The 19,467-nt window shown below is 54.5% G+C and carries 19 protein-coding genes; 13 read left to right on the plus strand and 6 right to left on the minus strand.

The genetic code is table 11. The annotated features are described in order from the left end of the window. Positions 1-50: 50 nt before the first annotated feature. Genes KUO20_RS15625 through KUO20_RS15635 form a run of 3 tightly spaced genes read left to right on the plus strand, consistent with a single transcriptional unit; the run spans position 51 to position 3,178 of the window. On the plus strand, positions 51-1,241 hold the full coding sequence (locus tag KUO20_RS15625) for an amino acid ABC transporter permease (protein WP_096277161.1): 1,191 nt from the start codon (positions 51-53) through the stop codon (positions 1,239-1,241). Between the two features lie 15 nt (positions 1,242-1,256). Then, entirely contained in the window at positions 1,257-2,357 is a 1,101-nt protein-coding gene (locus KUO20_RS15630; protein ID WP_235040738.1) for an amino acid ABC transporter permease, read from the plus strand. A gap of 59 nt (positions 2,358-2,416) precedes the next feature. After that, positions 2,417-3,178, plus strand: a complete 762-nt coding sequence (locus KUO20_RS15635) for an amino acid ABC transporter ATP-binding protein (RefSeq protein WP_273543214.1) — start codon at positions 2,417-2,419, stop codon at positions 3,176-3,178. A 42-nt stretch (positions 3,179-3,220) separates the two neighbouring features. Here the strand turns inward: KUO20_RS15635 and KUO20_RS15640 are convergent, their stop codons facing one another. Further along, entirely contained in the window at positions 3,221-3,820 is a 600-nt protein-coding gene (locus KUO20_RS15640; RefSeq protein ID WP_235040739.1) for a histidine phosphatase family protein, read from the minus strand. A gap of 242 nt (positions 3,821-4,062) precedes the next feature. Here KUO20_RS15640 and phnD point away from each other — a divergent pair, with 242 nt between their 5' ends. The 5 genes from phnD to KUO20_RS15665 all read left to right on the plus strand — a co-directional run bounded on the left by phnD (position 4,063) and on the right by KUO20_RS15665 (position 8,021). Next, positions 4,063-5,055 carry a phosphate/phosphite/phosphonate ABC transporter substrate-binding protein gene (gene phnD, locus KUO20_RS15645; protein WP_096277155.1) on the plus strand — a complete coding sequence of 331 codons (993 nt, stop codon included), beginning with the start codon at positions 4,063-4,065 and terminating at the stop codon, positions 5,053-5,055. 57 nt (positions 5,056-5,112) lie between these two features. Next, positions 5,113-5,910 carry a phosphonate ABC transporter ATP-binding protein gene (gene phnC / locus KUO20_RS15650; RefSeq protein ID WP_096277153.1) on the plus strand — a complete coding sequence of 266 codons (798 nt, stop codon included), beginning with the start codon at positions 5,113-5,115 and terminating at the stop codon, positions 5,908-5,910. Then, entirely contained in the window at positions 5,897-6,709 is an 813-nt protein-coding gene (phnE, locus tag KUO20_RS15655) for a phosphonate ABC transporter, permease protein PhnE (protein ID WP_235040740.1), read from the plus strand. Before phnC ends, phnE (KUO20_RS15655) begins: the two co-directional genes overlap by 14 nt. Further along, entirely contained in the window at positions 6,703-7,512 is an 810-nt protein-coding gene (gene phnE, locus KUO20_RS15660) for a phosphonate ABC transporter, permease protein PhnE (RefSeq protein WP_235040741.1), read from the plus strand. The genes phnE (KUO20_RS15655) and phnE (KUO20_RS15660) overlap by 7 nt, the downstream gene beginning before the upstream one ends. A gap of 80 nt (positions 7,513-7,592) precedes the next feature. After that, the gene (locus KUO20_RS15665; RefSeq protein ID WP_235040742.1) at positions 7,593-8,021 is read left to right on the plus strand and encodes a host attachment protein; all 429 of its coding nucleotides are present in this window, start codon (positions 7,593-7,595) and stop codon (positions 8,019-8,021) included. A 28-nt stretch (positions 8,022-8,049) separates the two neighbouring features. Here the strand turns inward: KUO20_RS15665 and KUO20_RS15670 are convergent, their stop codons facing one another. Further along, positions 8,050-8,976: a LysR family transcriptional regulator gene (locus KUO20_RS15670; protein WP_235040743.1), complete on the minus strand. Its 927-nt coding sequence runs from the start codon at positions 8,974-8,976 to the stop codon at positions 8,050-8,052. 166 nt (positions 8,977-9,142) lie between these two features. Here KUO20_RS15670 and KUO20_RS15675 point away from each other — a divergent pair, with 166 nt between their 5' ends. Then, positions 9,143-9,919 (plus strand): ferredoxin--NADP reductase, encoded by a 777-nt coding sequence (locus KUO20_RS15675; RefSeq protein ID WP_235040744.1) that lies wholly within the window; start codon positions 9,143-9,145, stop codon positions 9,917-9,919. A 157-nt stretch (positions 9,920-10,076) separates the two neighbouring features. Here KUO20_RS15675 and glnK read toward each other — a convergent pair whose 3' ends face one another. The 3 genes from glnK to KUO20_RS15690 all read right to left on the minus strand — a co-directional run bounded on the left by glnK (position 10,077) and on the right by KUO20_RS15690 (position 12,229). After that, a complete protein-coding gene (gene glnK, locus KUO20_RS15680) occupies positions 10,077-10,415 on the minus strand; it encodes a P-II family nitrogen regulator (RefSeq protein ID WP_235040745.1) in 339 nt (112 codons plus the stop codon). A gap of 182 nt (positions 10,416-10,597) precedes the next feature. Beyond that, positions 10,598-11,845: an ammonium transporter gene (locus tag KUO20_RS15685; protein WP_235040746.1), complete on the minus strand. Its 1,248-nt coding sequence runs from the start codon at positions 11,843-11,845 to the stop codon at positions 10,598-10,600. 45 nt (positions 11,846-11,890) lie between these two features. Beyond that, on the minus strand, positions 11,891-12,229 hold the full coding sequence (locus KUO20_RS15690; RefSeq protein ID WP_096277138.1) for a P-II family nitrogen regulator: 339 nt from the start codon (positions 12,227-12,229) through the stop codon (positions 11,891-11,893). Between the two features lie 347 nt (positions 12,230-12,576). On the opposite strand from KUO20_RS15690, the gene KUO20_RS15695 reads away from it, so the two are divergent. The 4 genes from KUO20_RS15695 (at position 12,577) to KUO20_RS15710 (ending at position 17,333) form a co-directional block, all read left to right on the plus strand. Then, entirely contained in the window at positions 12,577-12,921 is a 345-nt protein-coding gene (locus tag KUO20_RS15695; RefSeq protein WP_235040747.1) for an accessory factor UbiK family protein, read from the plus strand. 198 nt (positions 12,922-13,119) lie between these two features. Next, the gene (locus KUO20_RS15700; protein ID WP_235040748.1) at positions 13,120-14,034 is read left to right on the plus strand and encodes a helix-turn-helix transcriptional regulator; all 915 of its coding nucleotides are present in this window, start codon (positions 13,120-13,122) and stop codon (positions 14,032-14,034) included. Between the two features lie 173 nt (positions 14,035-14,207). Continuing rightward, positions 14,208-16,328 carry a TonB-dependent siderophore receptor gene (locus KUO20_RS15705; RefSeq protein ID WP_235040749.1) on the plus strand — a complete coding sequence of 707 codons (2,121 nt, stop codon included), beginning with the start codon at positions 14,208-14,210 and terminating at the stop codon, positions 16,326-16,328. 129 nt (positions 16,329-16,457) lie between these two features. Then, complete coding sequence (locus KUO20_RS15710; protein WP_235040750.1) at positions 16,458-17,333, plus strand: ABC transporter substrate-binding protein; 876 nt, start codon at positions 16,458-16,460, stop codon at positions 17,331-17,333. Positions 17,334-17,355: 22 nt separating this feature from the next. On the opposite strand, the gene KUO20_RS15715 is transcribed toward KUO20_RS15710, so the two are convergent. Then, positions 17,356-19,419 (minus strand): TonB-dependent siderophore receptor, encoded by a 2,064-nt coding sequence (locus KUO20_RS15715; RefSeq protein ID WP_235040751.1) that lies wholly within the window; start codon positions 19,417-19,419, stop codon positions 17,356-17,358. Positions 19,420-19,467 lie beyond the last annotated feature (48 nt).

The following is a 19,467-nucleotide window of genomic DNA, read 5'->3' on the forward strand; positions in this document are numbered from 1 at the left end:
GGGCTAGGCGGGCCATCTGATTGACCTTCCGTGTAGCGGAGACGCCATCCATGTCGGTAAGACCCAACATTCGCCCCGTCGGCCACAAGCCGCCGTTTTGGCGAGATCGCGCTAAGCGCGCGCTTATTTTCCAAATCATTTTGGTCGCCGTTGTCGCGGCTTTTCTGGCCTACATCATCCACAATACCCAAGCCAACTTAAATGCTCGGGGCATTACCACCGGCTTTGGATTTTTGAGTAACACGGCGGGCTTCGGCATTGTTCAAAGCCTGATCGATTACTCCTCGCAAAGCTCCTACGGCCGCACCTTCGTGGTTGGCTTGATCAATACGCTGCTGGTCGGCGGGCTGGGCGTCATCGCCGCGTCCATTATTGGCTTTACCGTCGGCATAGCGCGGTTGTCACCCAACTGGCTAATCGCACGCTTAGCCAACGCCTATATTGAAACTTTTCGAAACATTCCCGTGCTGCTGCAGATCTTTTTCTGGTATTTCGCGGTACTGCGCACGCTGCCCGGCGCCCGGGATAGCATGGCCTTTGGCGAAGCTTTCTTTCTGAATGTTCGCGGGCTTTATCTACCCCAGCCGCTGTTTGAATCCGGTTTTGGGCTGATTCCCGCTACGTTTGTAGTCGCGATCATTGCCAGCATCGCACTGATTATTTGGAACAGGCGCCGTCATGAAGCCACCGGCAAACGCCTGCCCGCCGGTTTGATATCGCTGGTAATCATTTTTGGTCTGCCGCTGCTGGTGCTAATCGCCACCGGCGTGCCGGTCACCTGGGAAATGCCTGAACTGCGCGGCTTTAATTTCCGAGGCGGCATTACCATCATTCCCGAGTTCCTGGCGCTGTGGCTGGCTCTGTCGATCTATACCGCATCGTTTATCGCTGAAATTGTGCGCTCAGGTATCCAGGCTATTCCCCATGGACAGACGGAAGCGGCACAGGCACTGAGCTTGCCGCGCAAACTGGTATTACGTCTGGTGGTCATTCCACAGGCCATGCGCGTCATCATTCCGCCGCTCACTAGCCAATATCTCAACCTGATTAAGAACTCGTCACTGGCCACCGCCATTGGCTACCCCGACCTTGTGTCGGTATTCGCCGGCACTACGCTCAATCAGACCGGTCAGGCAATCGAAGTTATTGCCATGACCATGGCGGTTTATCTTGTCATCAGCTTGCTGGTGTCCATGTTCATGAACTGGTTCAACGCTCGCGTTGCGCTGGTTGAACGCTAGGCCGGAGGCGACACCATGATTCACAACAAAGACACCATCCCTCAGCATCCGGCGCCCAAAGGCACGATTGGCCCGATCGCCTGGCTGCGCGGCAACCTGTTCAATGGGCCCGTCAATAGCATCTTCACGCTCTTGGGGCTGTATGTGCTGTATCTATTGGTCGTCCCCACGATTCAATGGGCCTTTATTGATGCTGACTGGGTGGGTTCCAGCCGCGAAGACTGCTCTCGAGCAGGCGCTTGCTGGGTATTCATTAACGCGCGTTTTTCACAGTTCATGTACGGCCTATACCCCAGCAGCGAGTACTGGCGGCCCAATATTGTGTTTGCCATGTTTGCGGCCATTATTGCCTGGATGGTCATTCCACGCCTGCCGTTTAAACGTTGGGTGGCGCTATTGGCTCTGCTGGTATTCCCGGTGATCGCCTACGTGCTTCTACACGGCGGCTACTTTGACCTGCCGCGTGTTTCAACGCATCGCTGGGGCGGTCTGATGCTGACGCTGCTATTGGCCACCGTCGGCATGGTAGGGGCACTGCCTATTGGCATTGTATTAGCGCTCGGGCGACGCTCGAACATGCCTATCGTCAAAACGTTCTGCGTGATTTTTATCGAGTTTTGGCGCGGTGTCCCACTCATCACCATTTTGTTTATGGCCTCGGTGATGCTGCCCCTGTTCCTACCTTCCGAAATCAGCGTGGATCGCCTTGTGCGTGCCCTGATCGGCTTAACGCTGTTCCAGAGTGCCTATATGGCGGAAGTTATTCGCGGCGGCCTACAGGCCATCCCTAAAGGCCAGGACGAGGCCGCAGCGGCGTTAGGTATGACCTATTGGAAACGTATGGGCCTGATCGTCATGCCTCAGGCGTTAAAAATGATGATCCCCGGCATCGTTAATACGTTTATCTCACTGTTTAAAGACACCACTTTGGTCATGATCATCGGGTTGTTTGACCTGCTGGGCATCGTGCAAGCGGCGCTTTCCGACTCGAACTGGCTGGGCTTCTCGCTTGAGGGCTATGTCTTTGCCGCATTCGTGTTCTGGATTTTCTGTTTCAGCATGTCGCGCTATAGCCAGTACTTAGAGCGCAAGCTCAATACCGGCCATCAGCGCTAACGCCGCTTCCCACTTTTTTAACATCCGTTTTAACACCCGATTTTGAGCAGGATGACAACATGACACAAGCAGCCACCAACGCTTCTGACCTGATGGTCGAGATGCGCAACGTCAACAAGTGGTACGGCGATTTCCACGTACTGCGTGATATCTATCTGGAAGTAAAACGCGGCGAGCGTATCGTGGTATGCGGCCCTTCGGGCTCAGGAAAATCAACGTTAATTCGCTGCATCAACCATCTTGAAGAGCATCAAAAAGGTGAAATCGTGGTGGGCGGCATACCGCTTACCCAGGATGTGAAACGCATCGAGCAGATTCGCCGCAGTGTCGGCATGGTATTCCAGCACTTCAATTTGTTCCCACATCTAACGGTACTGGAAAACTGCTGTATCGCACCGATGTGGGTACAAAAGAAGCCGCGCAAAGAGGCCGAAGCACTGGCGATGGAGTACCTAGAGCGGGTGCGCATTGCCGAGCAGGCCACTAAGTATCCGGGACAGCTTTCAGGCGGCCAGCAGCAGCGTGTGGCGATTGCCCGCTCGCTGTGTATGCATCCCGACGTGATGCTGTTTGACGAGCCTACCTCTGCACTTGACCCTGAGATGATCAAGGAAGTACTCGACGTTATGGTCGAGCTTGCGGAAGAAGGCATGACCATGATCTGTGTTACTCACGAAATGGGCTTCGCCAAAAAAGTGGCTGACCGGGTGATCTTTATGGACCAAGGGCAAATTATAGAAGAGAACGCGCCTGAACCCTTTTTCAACAACCCCCAGTCAGAGCGGACCCAGCTGTTCTTAAGCCAGATTTTGGGCCACTAGCCAATTGGCGAATATGCATGCTTTTTGACGCCTATATTTCGCTTACTTCTGCGCGCCTAGCGGCGTAATACTGGCTGGCATCAACGGCGTTTGCTGGCGATGCTGGCTCAGTGGCTTTTCAGCCAGGGCGGTCAAAAGGATTTGCAACGGATCACCGTGGCTAACCAGCAAGATCGTTTCTCCGCTGACCTTTTGCTCCCACTCACGGATTACCGCCTGCATACGCCCGGCAACGCTGCTAACGGCTTCAACCTGGTGTTGTTGATGCTCGGCATCCTGAGCATCTAATGCCCATATGCGGGGATAATGTTCATCCTCCTGCCCGTCTAACTCGCCGAAATGGCGTTCTCTTAAACGCGTATCCACGCTGAGGGCTAGTCCAAACGCAGCGGCCACGCGAGCAGCGGTCTGGGTAGTGCGTAGGAAATCAGAATGAATAACGCGCGTGGGCCTAGGCCACTGCCAGTCGATCATCACCTGGGCAAGCTGCTGCTCGCCATGTTCGGAAAGGCCAAAATCGGCGACCCCGCGCTCAGGCGAACTAATGATCAGCCCTTGCTGATTCGCTTGGCTATGGCCGTGACGCATTAATAAATAGCGGTTACGCCAATGGTCTGAGAGTGACTGTAAAGTATTTGACATAAGTTCGTCTTAAACCCTAAATTGAAGGTGTCTGTTTTCGGAAATAACCATTCTTCGTGCAAAATGTCCACTTACGAAACGTAGTTTGCGTCGTCTCAAGTGAAAACCACGAAGATTACAAAGCGAAATAACTACTCAGTTTTCAAAGACACGCTGCATTCAAAGACGCATCAAGCAGTAAAAAGCAGCAAGGCTTTAATAAAACAGCAAGACACAAAAACAACGCACAAACGAGGCTTACTATGGCAACTTCGCTTTTCTGCAAGCGCCCGCTTGCAATGCTGACAGCGGCATCCCTGCTTCCGCTAGCCCTGCTGTCTACCCACGCCTATGCGGAATGTGAGCGTGGTGATTTAGACGCCATTTATTGTGATGAAAATGGTGATATGGTCGCCGACCTACCCGCTGATGAGGCGGAATGGGCCAATCCAGATACGCTGATTTTTGCCTACACGCCGGTCGAAGATCCCGCGATCTATACCGATATCTGGCAGCCGTTCATTGATCATCTAGCGAAAGTCACCGAGCGCGACGTACGCTTTTTCGCGGTGCAGTCTAACGCTGCCCAGGTAGAGGCTATGCGCAGCGGCCGGCTACATATCGCGGGCTTCTCCACGGGCCCCACGCCTTTTGCAGTGAACCTTGCTGGCGCCGTTCCCTTCGCGTTGATGGGATCAGATGACGGGCAGTTTGGCTACACGTTACAGCTGTTTACGCACGTGGACTCCGATATTCACGAGCTGGCAGATCTAAAAGGCAAGCGCGTCGCCCACACATCACCAACGTCCAACTCGGGCAACTTAGCGCCCCGCGCACTGCTTCCTGAGCTCGGCATTACCCCGGATGAAGACTACGAAGTGGTCTATTCGGGAAGTCACGATCAGTCGATGCTCGGCGTTGTGGCGAAAGATTATGATGCCGCCCCCGTCGCCTCTGAAGTGGTTGACCGGATGGCCGCACGTGGCCTCTACGATGCCGACGACGTGCGCCTGATCTACGAGTCTGACCGCTTCCCCACCACCTCCTATAACTACGCTTATAACCTTGATCCCGCTTTAGTCGAAAAAATAGAAGAAGCCTTTTTCACCTTTGACTTTGCTGGCACCGAGCTTGGCGAAGAGTTTGAAGGCGTCGAGAAGTTTATTCCTATCAACTACAAAGATAACTGGCAGGTGATTCGTACCATCCAGGCAGCTAATAACGTGAGCTATACGCCCGAAAACCTGGAAGAGTAAAACGTAACGCACCGCTACTGGCGGTGCGCTTATTTTCTCGATGATGGAAGCGAACACATGCTGGAAATTACCAATCTGGTCAAACGTTATGGCCACGATGAAGCCGTACTTAAAGGGCTTGACCTAAAGGTAGAAGGAAACAGCGTTGTTTCTATCGTAGGCGCCTCGGGTGCGGGCAAAAGCACCATGCTGAGATGTATTAATCGTCTGGTCGAGCCGACCTCCGGCTCTATCAAACTCAACGGCACTGAGCTTGTGAATTTGAAAGGCGGCGATTTACGTCGCGCTCGGCGCAAGATTGGCATGGTGTTCCAAGGCTTTAACCTGTTAGATCGCTTAACCGTGATGGAAAACGTGCTGGCCGGCCGGCTAGGCTACGTAAATCTCTACCAGGCGATTTCACGTCGCTACCCGCAAGAAGACATTGAACGCGCGTTTGTGCTGATGGAGCGCGTCGGTATTGCCCATTACGCCAATAAGCGCGCTGATGAGCTTTCTGGTGGCGAGCGCCAGCGTGTCGGCGTGGTACGTGCGCTGATGCAAGAGCCTGAAGTCCTGCTGGCCGATGAGCCCACGGCCTCATTGGATCCGCGCACGTCTGAGCAGATTATGATCTTGCTGCAAAGTCTGGCCAGCGAGCTCTCACTGCCAGTGTTGATTAATATCCACAACGTCGCCCAGGCCAAAACCTATACCGAACGGATTGTCGGCTTACGTCACGGCAAAATGATTTTTGATGGCCTACCCGCGGACTTCAATAAAGACGCCTTAGACGCCATTTACGGGGGCATTGAAGCGCCAGACGATGCCATCACGGATACGCCCGTCGAGGAACGCTCCCATGACTCCGCCTGACGCTCATCCAGCGACGCCCCGCACGTGGAAAAAGCCACCGTTTATCGCTAACCCTCTGCTGCGCTACGGGCTAATCATTGTCGCAGCGGTGTACTTGGTATGGGCCTTTGGCTCGCTGCCGTTCAACTGGGCGCGTATTTCTGAAGGCCTACCCCGCGCTGCGCGCATATTTAGCGGCGGCTTTCCTCCTAATCTAGAGCGCTATGGGCTGCTCATTACGGGGTTTAAAGAGAGCTTTCAAATCGCTATTTTGGCCACCCTGCTGGGAGTTTTTCTGTCGATTCCCTTTGCGGTGATGGCCGCACGCAATATCGCCCCGATGCCTATTTATATCATTGGAAGAGCGGTGATTATTATATCGCGCAGCTTTCACCCGGTGATTGTGGCGATCCTCTTTGTGGCCGCCGTTGGGTTTGGCCCGCTGGCAGGTATTCTCACGCTAACCCTCTACTCGATTGGCTTTGTGGGCAAACTGCTCGCTGAGGAAATCGAAGAAATTGACTGGGGCCAAGTGGAAGCCATGAAGGCCGCCGGGGCAGGCTATGTCGCGATTCTGTTCTATGCGGTATTCCCACAGATTCTGCCGCGCCAAGTGGGCCTTTCGATGTACCAACTCGACAGCAACCTGCGCGCCTCTGCGGTCGTCGGGATTGTCGGTGCTGGTGGCATTGGGGGCACGCTAATGAATGCCTTTGGGCGCTACGACTACGATTTCGCCTTTGCGATTTTGCTCATTATCATCGCGGTCATTTTGCTCAGTGAAGGTGTCAGCGGCTGGGTAAGGAAAAAAATATGGTAGATCACGCACAGCAGCTTGCCGATCGCGTTTGGCAACGCTATGACCGCAAACAGCGCCTTACTCGCTACGCCGTACTGCTCGCCACCGTCATGCTGGTGGTATGGGCCGTGCGCGATATTGATATTTTCTGGCCCTGGGTATGGGACGCACCGAATCAGATCTCCAACCTGGGCGCACGCATGTGGCCACCCAGTGCAGCGGGTTTCAACAGTATTATCGCAGCGCTGATCGAGACCGTGCATATCGCGACGCTGGCCACTTTCCTAACTATTTTTTTAGCGCTACCGGTGGCTTTCATTGCCGCTCAAAACACCACGCCAAACCGTGCGTGCCTATGGTTGGGGCGTTTCATACTCGTCTCCAGCCGCTCGGTGAATACCATCATTTGGGCACTGCTGTTTGTGGCCATTTTTGGCCCCGGTGTGTTAGCGGGCATTCTCGCCATCGTGTTTCGCTCTATCGGTTTTATCGGCAAGTTGATGGGCGAAGCCATTGAGGAGATCGACCGCAAGCCGGTAGAAGCGATGGAAGCCACGGGCGCGTCCAAAGCCAAGGTGATTGCCTATGCGATTGTGCCGCAAGTCATGCCCGCCTTTTTTGCCATTGTGATACTGCGCTGGGACATCAACATCCGTGAATCGACGGTGCTGGGGCTTGTTGGTGCGGGTGGCATCGGGGTTATTTTGCAGGGCGCTATTGATACTTTCGCTTGGCCAACCGTGGCGACGATATTGATTGCGATCATCGTGCTGGTGCTGATTGGTGAGGCCATTACCAGCCTTCTACGTAGCAAGGTGCTGTAGAAGATTGTGCAAGCGTTTGACCTATCGTCAAACGCTTGCCATGGTTAAAGCATCATCAATGACCAGGAGGATGCACAGTGATGACAACCTATATTGTGGTAGCCGACGCCGCTCGCGCGCGTATCTTTACGCGTGATGCGCTGACGCTGGAAGAGCACGAAAGCCTGGTTCACGCACAAGGACGGCTGCACGAAGGAGATCTGGTCACCGATCGGCGCGGCGACATGCACGACGCTACGTCCACCACGTCACGCTCAACTGGAGAAGAAGGCTCGGCCTCCAAGCACGAAAACGAGCTCTTTGCGAAAGAGGTTGCCAACCGCCTTTATAACGCCCGTGTGGATAATCGCATGGAGAAGCTCATCATGGTGGCACCACCCAAATTCTTAGGCCTGCTACGCGACAAAATCGATGGCCCTACTCAGAAGCTAGTCATTCACTCGCTCTCGAAAGATCTTAGTAAAGCGTCACTTGAAGATATCCAGGCTGCCGTCAGCGATTTACGCTAAGCGAACAGTTAAGCAATCATCTAAACGATTAAGGAATCGGCGGCAGCGAGATATCGTCGCTGCGCTTGGCGCCGGCCGTCATCTCACGGCAGAGGCGTAGAAACTCGCGCACGCCCGTCGTGAGGTATTTATGCCGGTGCCAGATAAACGTGAATTGACGCCTTAGATCCAACTCCGGCGTGGGCAGCGGTACTAAGCTGCCGCGCCTAAAGGCATCGCGTAGCGCTAGGCGCGAAACGCAGCCAATCCCTAAGCCCGACTCCACCGCACGCTTAATACCCTCAGTATGTTCAAGTTCTAGCAGGGTATTGAACCGGCTGCGCCGGTGGCGGGCGGCGTGCTCGAGCGTCATACGCGTGCCGGAGCCCTCTTCGCGCATGATCCAGTCCTCACGCAACAGCTGCTCAAGCTCAAGATGCTCCAGGCCTGCCAGCGGGTGGCGCGGCGAGCAAAAGACACACAGCTCGTCTTCTACCCACGGCTGGCTAATGATCATGTCATCGTCGCACTGCCCCTCAATCAGCCCTAAATCCAGCGAGTGCTGGCGCACGCCTTCGATAATATGGCGGGTATTGCGCACCGCCAGGCGCACGCGGCTGCCGGGATGGCGCTGCATAAAGTCGCTGATTAAAAGAGTGGCTAAATAGTTACCTATCGTCAGCGTGGCCCCCACATCCAGCGACCCCACACCCTGCTGCCCGCGTAGCAGCTCTTCTATCTCTTCTCCGCGGTCTAGCAACGCGACGGCCTTGGGCAATAGCTGAAACCCCAACGCGTTGAGCTTTAAGCGCTTACCCACTCGGTCCAGCAGTTGGCAGTCAAACTGGCGCTCAAGCTCAGCCAGCGATGTACTGGTCGCTGACTGCGACATCACAAGCGCCCGCGCCGCCTGGGAAACGCTTTCATGCTGAGCTACCGCCACAAATACTTCCAATTGGCGCAGGGTGTAGTGCATAAATCCGGCCTATATCTATTTTACAGATAAGAGTTATCAATATAATTCGCTTAACAGATATATCACTATTCACTTAGAATTACCGGCAACATATTTAATCATTTTTATTCTTTTTAAGAATAACGCTGCGGCAGTTTAGTCACCGCATCGGTTAAGGGAGATCGGTATGAGTAAGTTTGCTCTGGAAGAAGTGCTTAGCGTTCACCACTGGAACGATACCTTGTTCAGCTTCCGCACCACGCGTGAACGCAGCCTTCGCTTCAAAACGGGTCAGTTTGTCATGATCGGCCTGGAAGTTAACGGCAAGCCGCTGATGCGCGCTTACTCGATTGCCAGCCCCAACTATGAAGACCACCTTGAGTTCTTCAGTATCAAAGTGCCCGATGGCCCGCTGACGTCACGCCTGCAGCACTTAAAGGTGGGCGACCAGATTATGGTTAGCCGCAAGCCCACTGGCACCCTGGTCTGCGACGACCTGCTGCCGGGCCGCAACCTGTACATGCTTTCTACCGGTACGGGTCTCGCGCCCTTTATGAGCCTGATCCAAGACCCAGACGTTTACGAGCGCTATGAGAAAGTGGTGCTGATCCACGGCGTGCGTGAAGTCTCTGAATTAGCCTATGCCGACTTCATCACCAAAGAGCTGCCGGCCCACGAATACCTGGGCGAGGATATTGCTAAAAAGCTGGTTTACTACCCTACCGTCACCCGGGAAGAGTTTCACACCATGGGGCGCCTGACCGACCACATCCGTTCGGGCAAGCTGTTTGAAGATACCGGCCTGCCGCCCATTGATCCGCGTCAAGACCGCGCGATGATCTGCGGCAGCCCTGCGATGCTAGACGACACCAGCGCCTTACTTGATGAGCTGGGGCTGAATATTTCGCCGCGCATGGGCGAACCCGGTGACTACGTTATCGAGCGTGCCTTTGTCGAGAAGTGAGGCGCGAATCGTAATGAGTGAGTGGTGAATAGAAAAAAGTTTAGCCGCTAGAATGATCGCATCACTCATACAAAGCCCCTGTTGGAGATGCTCCACAGGGGCTTTGTGCTACTTACTACTTACTACTTACCACTTACAATTTACAGCTCACCAGCGTTTAAACCGCGTCTTTGCCCGTTTCACCGGTACGGATACGAATGACCTGCTCTAGCGGCATGACAAAGATTTTTCCATCACCAATTTTACCCGTGTTAGCGACCTGGGTAATGGCATCAATGACCTGTTCCGCCATCTCGTCATCCACCGCGACTTCCAGCTTCACTTTAGGTAGGAAATCCACCACATACTCAGCGCCGCGATAAAGCTCGGTGTGGCCTTTCTGGCGCCCAAAGCCCTTAACTTCTGTCACCGTAATGCCCTGTACGCCGATCTCGGAGAGAGACTCGCGCACGTCGTCTAACTTAAATGGCTTGATAATAGCAGTGATCAATTTCATTACGAGAATCCTCTCTAACTAGGTGGCCGTGATGGGCTTTGCTGTGCGGCGGCGGATGGCCCGCTAACGACCAGCATACACCGCTATGGGAGGAGAATAAAAAAGCCTCCCCAAAAGGGGAGGCCATGAGAACAACACTTGCTCATTTAGGCGCCTTGGAATTGCATTTTGGCGCCACCTAATTATTTTTTAACACTAAACTCTGGGTAAGCTTCGAGACCACACTCAGCGATATCGACACCCTCATACTCTTCTTCTTCACTAACGCGCACGCCCATGATCGCTTTGAGAATAAGCCATACCACCAGGCTAGCAAAGAAGACCCAAGCAAAGATGCCCATAATGCCAATGATCTGGGCACCAAAGGTTGCGTCGGCGTTGTTCAGCGGCACTGCTAACACGCCCCAGATACCGACCACACCATGAACCGAGATAGCACCGACAGGATCATCCAGCTTCAGCTTGTCCAGTGTCACGATGGCAGCGACAACGATGATCCCGCCTATCGCGCCAATCATCGCCGCGCTCAAAGCAGAAGGAGAAAGCGGATCAGCAGTAATCGCCACAAGGCCGGCCAATGCACCGTTCAACGCCATGGTGAGGTCCGCTTTACGGAACCACAGTTTAGCCAGAATAAGCGCGGCAATGACGCCACCCGCAGCGGCCGCATTCGTGTTCACGAACACCTGTGCCACGTTGTTAGCGGAACCGATATCCGACATTTTTAGCTCTGAGCCACCGTTAAAGCCAAACCAGCCCATCCATAGAATCAGTGTGCCTAGCGCCGCCAGCGGCATGTTGGCACCGGGAATCGCATGAATCGAACCATCTTTACCGTATTTACCTTTTCGTGGTCCTAGCACCAATACACCGGCAAGCGCAGCGGCGGCCCCTGCCATGTGCACAATGCCCGAACCGGCATAGTCAGAGTAGCCCGCTTCAGCTAACCAACCACCGCCCCATGTCCAGTAGCCAGATACTGGATAGATCACCGCGGTCATGACAACCGCAAAGGCCAGGAATGCCCACAGTTTCATGCGCTCAGCCACCGCACCAGACACAATCGACATGGCGGTTGCGACAAACACAACCTGGAAGAAGAAGTCTGCTCGCATCGAGTAATAGGGTGCATCGTCGCCGCCCGCGGTGACGGCATCAACGCTGTTTTCGGCACCAATCAAGAAGCCCAGATTTGGCAGGAAGCCACCGGCAGAGCTTGAGTACATGATGAAGTAGCCAACCAGCAGATACATGGTGCAGGCAATAGCAAACAGCGCGATGTTTTTGGTTAGAATTTCTGCGGTGTTTTTCGAGCGCACCATGCCAGCTTCAAGCATGGAGAAACCAGCGGCCATCCACATGACGAGCACGCCGCAAATTAAGAAGTAAAAGGTATCGAGTGCGTAGCTAAGATCAGCCAATTCATTCATTGTTAGTTCCCCGTTGAACTAAAAAAGTATCCCTGTGAGTGCTACCTAAACGGCGTCTGCACCCCGTTCACCGGTACGAATACGGATCACGTCTTCCAGCGGCGTCACAAAGACCTTGCCGTCGCCAATTTTGCCGCTGTTTGCAGCGTTACAGATGGCATCCAGTACGCCCTCTAAGCGATCATCGTCTACGGCCACTTCCACTTTCACTTTGGGTAGAAAATCGACCACATACTCGGCACCGCGATACAGTTCGGTATGACCTTTCTGACGACCAAAGCCTTTTACTTCGGTAACGGTAATGCCCTGCACGCCGTTATCGGCGAGTGCTTCACGAACGTCGTCGAGCTTGAATGGCTTGATGATAGCGGTGATGAGTTTCATCCCGGATCTCCCCTGCTGGATAAGTCCTGCTAGATTAGTAGCGGCGCAGCCGCCAGAATAAGCACCTGAACCGTTAATGCGCATACTGTGCCAGCTGGCTTTTTTTTATTAGTAATCAGATAATTAACGCAATAAACAATGATTTTAAATGACTCATTTTGCGTAAAACCATTACCTCAACAGGCCTGACGCACCAAAAAAGAGCGTAAGCAAACGTTGCCTGCTCTATTTGGATGCAAAACACGCACAGGACAGTAAACACACGCGGCACATGCGAATTTGCCCACTGTTGCGTATCCTTACCGGTAAGCAAGTACCTTTTATGTGTGACCCATTAGGAGAGAGCCATGGCGCCTCAAGACCGTATTAGCCGACTGGCACAGCAGATTGGCGACCGCTTACAGAACGCATCCCAAGCGCCAGAAGATATTCAAAAAGGCGTACAGCAAGTGGTTCGCAGCGCGTTTGATCGCCTTGAGCTTGTCTCACGGGAAGATTTCGATATTTTGATGGATGTCGTGCAGCGCACGCGAACGCGCGTCGAGGCGCTGGAGCGCCAGGTGGCAAACTTGGAAGCCGTGATAGAAACGCAGCAGGCCGCAGCGCCGTCACCCGCGGTGTCTGTACAAGCGTCAGACCATTCTCCACAAGATGCGGCGGCCGCGAAAAAACCTGCCGCTGGCGAGGCGTGAGACGACGATAAGTCATCCGTTGAGTGGCGGTCTGATGGCCGCCGCTCAGCTCAACAGCAGCAGAGGCTGGCAGCATCCTTCAATTCTAAAAATGAGAACATTTATCATTGCGTTTTAGGCTGCCAATGATTACGATCACCGCCACTAACGATCCGTTCTCTGGATACTTCATGCAACGCTCCCTCATTGTAAGCACCGATGCCAACGCTCACCTCATTAACCCCGGCCACGCTTAGCCAGCTGGGGCATAAATTCGGCATCGACTACTTACACCCAGGGGAGGCGCCTGACTGCCCGCTTGCGCAGGGCAGCGTCAGCGATTTGGCGCTGCCTCCTGCGCTGCACCTCACGCTGTCGGATCTTGAAGTACGTCATCGCTATCTCTCGCGCTCAACCCAGTCCGTGCCGTGGTTTGTGTGTGTGGTCATGGATGGCCGTATTGATATCAGCCAGGGCAAGACGCGGCACACTATCAGTGCCGGCCAAGGGCTGTGCGCGCACTTTACCCCGCAGGCACCGCTGATTGTTGAGCAGCCCGCTCAGGTACGGCTGCGCACGCTGAATATTGCCGTTCTAGCCACTGCTCCCTATGCGCTACCCAGCGCACATGAGCCACAGCTTCATACCTGGACGCTGCCACCGGCACTCTTTGCACAGCTACTGGCTACAAGCGAACATCCGCTGGACGACTGGCGCCAGTCGCTGCTCTGGCATGGCCTTTCACTACAGCTACTTGGCTATGGGCTGCCCACGCCATCCGCCTTGGGTTTGTCACTAACGCCCGGACTTAAAGCGCGTGAGAACGAGCGTCTTGCTCAGCTGCATGAAACCCTATGCAACCACCCAATGGCCGAGTACTCACTGAAAGCACTGGCCCGCAGCATGGCCATGAGCCCGAGCAGCCTGCGCCAAAAGTTTCGCGGCCGATACGGCTGCACCATCTTTGATCATTTACGCCGCTGCCGCCTTCAAGAGGCCTATCGCCAATTAGAAAACGATCACAGCGTCCAACAAGTCGCCCACGCCTGCGGATATTGCCACGCAACCAACTTTGCGACCGCCTTTAAGCGCCAGTTTGGTATCGCCCCCACGGCGGTCATCAGCCGCTGCTAATGGTTTGTTTTGCTCGCACTGTGGGTCGCTTTGCGCAGCAAGTTCCTTCGCGCCCCGCGTTTTTGGCATATCCAATAGCTTCTTTGTCATCGCGCATACCTTTCTCTAGCGATTAAGCGCAATAATTCTCATTAACATATTAGTTAATGGCTTCCCCTTTTAGGTATACCTCCATGCTCTTCGCGCCTCATCGCTTCTCAAACGCTCCATTGTGCTTACGCTCCCCGCTAAGTGCCGCCATTATTGCCATACTCGGCGTCACATCCGCGAGTGCACAAGAGGCAACGCCGCTGGGCACAGTTACCATCACGGCACAGCAAGCCGCGACGAAGGTAGAAACGCCGTTTATTGAGACGCCGCAAAGCGTGTCCACGATTACCCGTGAGCAAATGGATAATCGCGGGGTAAGCACGGTGCAGCGGGCCACAGACTACACGCCTGGCGTGTACTCCAACCAAGTGGGCGCCTCCAATCGCTTTGACTACCTTGTGCTGCGCGGCTTTTCTGACGGCAGTTTAAGCAATACGTTTTTAGACGGCCTAAAAGTCATGGGCGATGCCAACTCACACAGCAGTATGCGCATCGACCCGTGGTTTTTGGAAAGCATCGAGGTGGTGCGCGGCCCCGCATCGGTACTTTACGGGCGCGCCTCCCCCGGCGGCGTGGTGGCCTTGAACAGCAAACGACCCGAGTTTGAACAAGGCGGTGAGCTGCGTTTTAGAATGGGTAATAACAACCAACGCAGCGCGGCGTTTGATGTCACCGGACCTATCGGCGCTGAACAGCGCGTTGCGTTCCGCTTGACCGGTATTGCCAGCGCTGCTGATACGCAATTTGGCCCCGCAGAAGAGCAGCGCTACGCCATTGCGCCCCGACTAACCTGGGACATGACTGACGATACTAGCCTGACCGTCGAAGCCTACCTTCAAGACGAACCCGAAGGCGGCTATCACTCTGGCGTTCCTTATGAGGGCGCAGTAGTGCCGCGCAACGGACGTAAAATCAGCAACAACTTCTTTGACGGCGAAGAAGACTACGATGCCTATGAGCGTACCCAGCGAATGTTCGGCTATTCATTAGAGCATCGCTTTAACGATCAAATCACTGGCCGCCAACTGCTGCGCTACCTCAACTCTGACGTCGTGCTTAACCAAGCCTATGGCTTTGGCTGGACCTCGCCGACCTCCAACGAATTGAACCGCTATTACTCCGGCAGCAACGAGTCTCTTGAAGCGCTGACGGTTGATAACCAGTTGGAAGCCCATTTCAGCAATGGCTTTATGGACCACACGCTGCTCTTTGGGGTCGATTACCAGCAGCGCGAAAATGACGTTTCATGGCCATCCGGCGCTTTCCCTTCCCTGAATGCGTTCGAGCCGATCTACGGTAGTAATCCGCTCGCGTTTTACGACCCGATTCGTGAACAGCACGAGATCGAACAAACCGGGGTGTATTTACAGGATCAGATTGCCGTGGATAACTGGCGCTTCACGCTGGGCGGGCGCTACGACTGGGTTAGCATTGATAACACCAACCTTGATACCGACGATACTAGCTCGCTCAGTGACACGCAGTTTAGCGGCCGTGCGGGCGTGGTGTATCTGTTCGACAATGGCGTGGCCCCTTATCTGAGTTACTCCACTGCGTTCACCCCGACCAGCTTCGTCGATGAGAGCGGCAATTTACTCTCTCCCATGGAAGGTGAGCAGTGGGAAACCGGGGTGAAATACCAGCCCAACGGTAGCGCCAACCAATATAGCGCGGCCATTTTCCATATCACTCAGGAAAACGTGGCGACTAAAGAGCAGCCGAGCGACCCTTATCGCGCCGTGGGTGAAATTGAATCCCAAGGGCTTGAGCTAGAAGCCCAAACGCAGCTGACCGAAACGCTCTCGCTTCAGGCAGGCTATAGCTTCACCGACATCACCTACGCTAAAAGCGACGACGGCAACCAGGGTAACAACGCGATTTACTCACCGCGCCATCAAGTACAGGCATGGGCTCACTACGAAGCCAATGACGGCTGGCTAAACGGCGTCGATATGGGCGTTGGTGTGCGTCATTACGCAGACATCGCCGCCGATCGGGCCAACACTGAAACAGTGCCGGACTATACGCTGGTCGATGCCAGCATCGGTTACGACCTAAGCCACGTAGGCGTTCCAGGCGTCGAAACACGCTTAAACATTAGCAACGTGTTGGATAAAGATTACGTCGCCTCGTGCAACTCGCTGGATTACTGCTACTTCGGCGCAGAGCGTGGTGTAACGGCTAGCGTTCACTACCGTTTCTAAGCCTCGCTATGCACAACCACACGCCCAGACCAATAGGCCTGGGCGTTGCCGTTTCTGAATTAGGTTTGCAAACAATAAACATTATCGTTTAAATATATCGCTTATATTCTTGAATGGCCTTCCTGTCTCATGCGTCACATCCCCCTGCTCGTTTTATGTGCTCGCTGCGGACTGTTCGCCGCATGCCTGCTAACCGTTACCAACGCGCATGCCCAGGTTGCCACGGTAGACTGGACCATTGCCGAAACGCTGCTGGCGATCGATGCACCTGTCAGCAGCATCGCCCAGCAGGCTGACTACCACGCCTGGGTGGGCGAACCGCGTATTCCGGAAAGTGCTACCGATATGGGTCTGCGCACGCAGCCTAATCTGGAGTTTTTGGCCCAGCTGCCCACCGAGCAGATGCTGATTTCCTCGATGTTCGCGAGCTTAGCGCCGCGCTTAGAGAAAATCGCACCGGTCACATCGCTGGCGCTCTTTTCAGCCGGCGCAGATACCTGGCAGGAAATGCAGGCGCTGACCCGCGAGCTGGGCGAAATAACCAACCGTGAAGTGGCGGCAGAGCAGTTGATCAATGACACTCAAACGCTGATGGCGTCGCTACGCCAGGCACGGCCAGAGACCGCGCCGCTGTTGATGGTGCAGTTCATGGATGCGCGTCACGTGCGTGTCTTTGGCAAAAGCAGTTTGTATAACGCCGTGCTTGAGCAGCTAGCGCTGCCCAATGCATGGGAGCAAACGACCAACGCCTGGGGATTTGCACTGGTGGGCGTTGAAGCGCTGGCGCACTATCCTGAGGCAACTATCGTGATCATCGACCCCTTACCCGCGGGGGTAGAGGCAGAGCTTGCTAGAAGCGGCCTTTGGCAGCAGCTGCCTAACGTCAAAAACGCTAACCTGCTGCGTCTGCCGCCGGTATGGAGCTTTGGAGCGCTGCCCTCTGCACAGCGCTTTGCTCGCGTACTGACCGCCGCGTTGGAAGAATCTCATCGCAGCGATCAGTAACACGGCTTACGCGTTGAACCGCTTACCAACGATAGCTAACGCTGCCGATGACGCTGCGTGATTCACCGTAGTAGCACCAGAACTCGCAGCTCGCGACGTACTCTTTATCGGTCAGGTTATTGACGTTGATCTGGGCCTGCCAGCCATCGGCAAACTCGTAGCCCACCATGGCATCCACTAGCGTGTAGCTGCTCACATCACTACTGCTATTATCCGCATCGACGCTACTGCCTACGTAGCGCACGCCGCCGCCCAGCGTTAAGCCATCGAGCGCGCCCCCCGTCACCGCATAGTCCAACCAGGTGGATGCTTGATGGCGTGGAATTAAGCTGGCACGACGATCATCTTCCAAGCGTGAATCGTTATACGTGTACGCAGCGGTGACCTTAAGGTCATCCGTTACGTAGCCCACTCCTTCCAACTCAAAACCTTGGGACGTACGTTCGCCCTCCTGCACTTGAAAGCCTGCCGGCGAGTTGACTAACGTGTTGGTTTCTTGGAGATCAAAAACCGCCGCGGTGATATAGCCGTCCCAGCTAAACGGTGCGATTTTCACACCGACTTCCCACTGCCGGCCTTCACGCGGCTCATAGAGATCGCCGCTACTATCGACGCGGCCTACCGGGTCAAACGACTCGGTATAGCTGACGTAAGGGTTAATGCCATTTTCACCCAGATACATCGCACCACCCGACCAAGATACCTGATCATCATCTGAGCGCTGTGTGGTATCGGCAGTTACATTGCGATTTTCCGTTTCCGCTTGATCATAGCGAACGCCGCCTAGCAGCACCCATTGGTCGTCTAAGCGCAGCTGGTTTTGTGCATAAAAACCGGTTTGCTCTTTGTCGATCTCACGGGTGAGCAGATCATCCTGACCAATGGGCGTGAAGTTGCCGTACGTCGGGTTGAAAATGTCGATCGGCTCACCGAAGGCGTAGTCATCTGCTTCCTGACCCTTTAAGGCAAGGTTTTGATAATCAACGCCTAGCAGCAAGGTGTTCTCGGTGCGATCCGTATACCAGGTGCCTACAACGCGGTTGTCGACCGTCCAGCTGTCGATGTTGCCATCACGATAAACATGCCCGCGAGAAGCACGCCGGTCATCGACCATCGAGAGCACATAGGTGCTGCGTAGATCTAGATCGAGCTCGCTGTAGCGCAAATCTTGCTCAAAATCCCAGGTATCATTCAGGCTATGTCTCAATTCATAGCCTAGCCCCCACTGGGTGCGTTTATCCTGATCGTAGCCCGGCTCGCTTAAATTAGTTTGTGGATCAACGCGGCCAAAAGGCGTGTTTTGCACGGTGCCGTAAGGCAGTTTAAAGCCGTTAACGGGGACACCGTCGTCTTTTTGCACGCTGGCCAAAAACGTCACGGTCGTGTCTTCGCTAAAGTCCACCGCTAGGCTCGGCGCAAAATAGTAGCGCTCGTTATCCGTCGCATTTAAATCGCCATCGCGCTCTTTATACAGGCCCACCATGCGGTAGCGTACGTCGTCAGACTCACCCAGCGGCCCGCTGGTATCAATACCAATTTGACGATGGTTACGATTACCCAGCTGAAAATTCACCTGCCCCTGCGGCGTTTGCGTTGGACGCTTACTCACCGCATTAATCAGCCCGCCGGGAGGCGCTTCGCCGTAAAGAATTGACGAAGGCCCTTTAAAGACATCCACCCTTTCCAGGCCAAACGGCTCAGGCAGCCACTGATAAAAGCCTTCGCGATAGATGCGCAAGCCATCTTGATACGTCGATTGATCAAAGCCGCGCACTTTCAACCAGTCAGTGTTGTTATCACTGCCGTAGTGGCCTGCTAACACACCTGCGCGGTAACGAAAGGTTTCGTCTAGCTGCTGCACGTTACGCGTGTCTAGCTCTTCGCGGTCAACACTTGAAACAGGGCGGGGCGTTTCCACCAGCGGCGCATCTACTTTCAGCGCCGTGCCCACTACAACCATCGTGCCATTGTTAACCGTGCCATCCTGGGCGCTAGCGGTAGAGCATAATAAAGTCGCGGTAATTGGAATCAACGCAGCAGCAATCGAGCGCGCCAAAGGGCGGCGTATAAACGGCACAGCAGGCATAGTCGGCAACTCATTATGAAGTTAGAGGAAAGCAGCAACGTCAGTATA

Source organism: Vreelandella profundi (assembly GCF_019722725.1).
GTDB lineage: Bacteria > Pseudomonadota > Gammaproteobacteria > Pseudomonadales > Halomonadaceae > Vreelandella > Vreelandella profundi.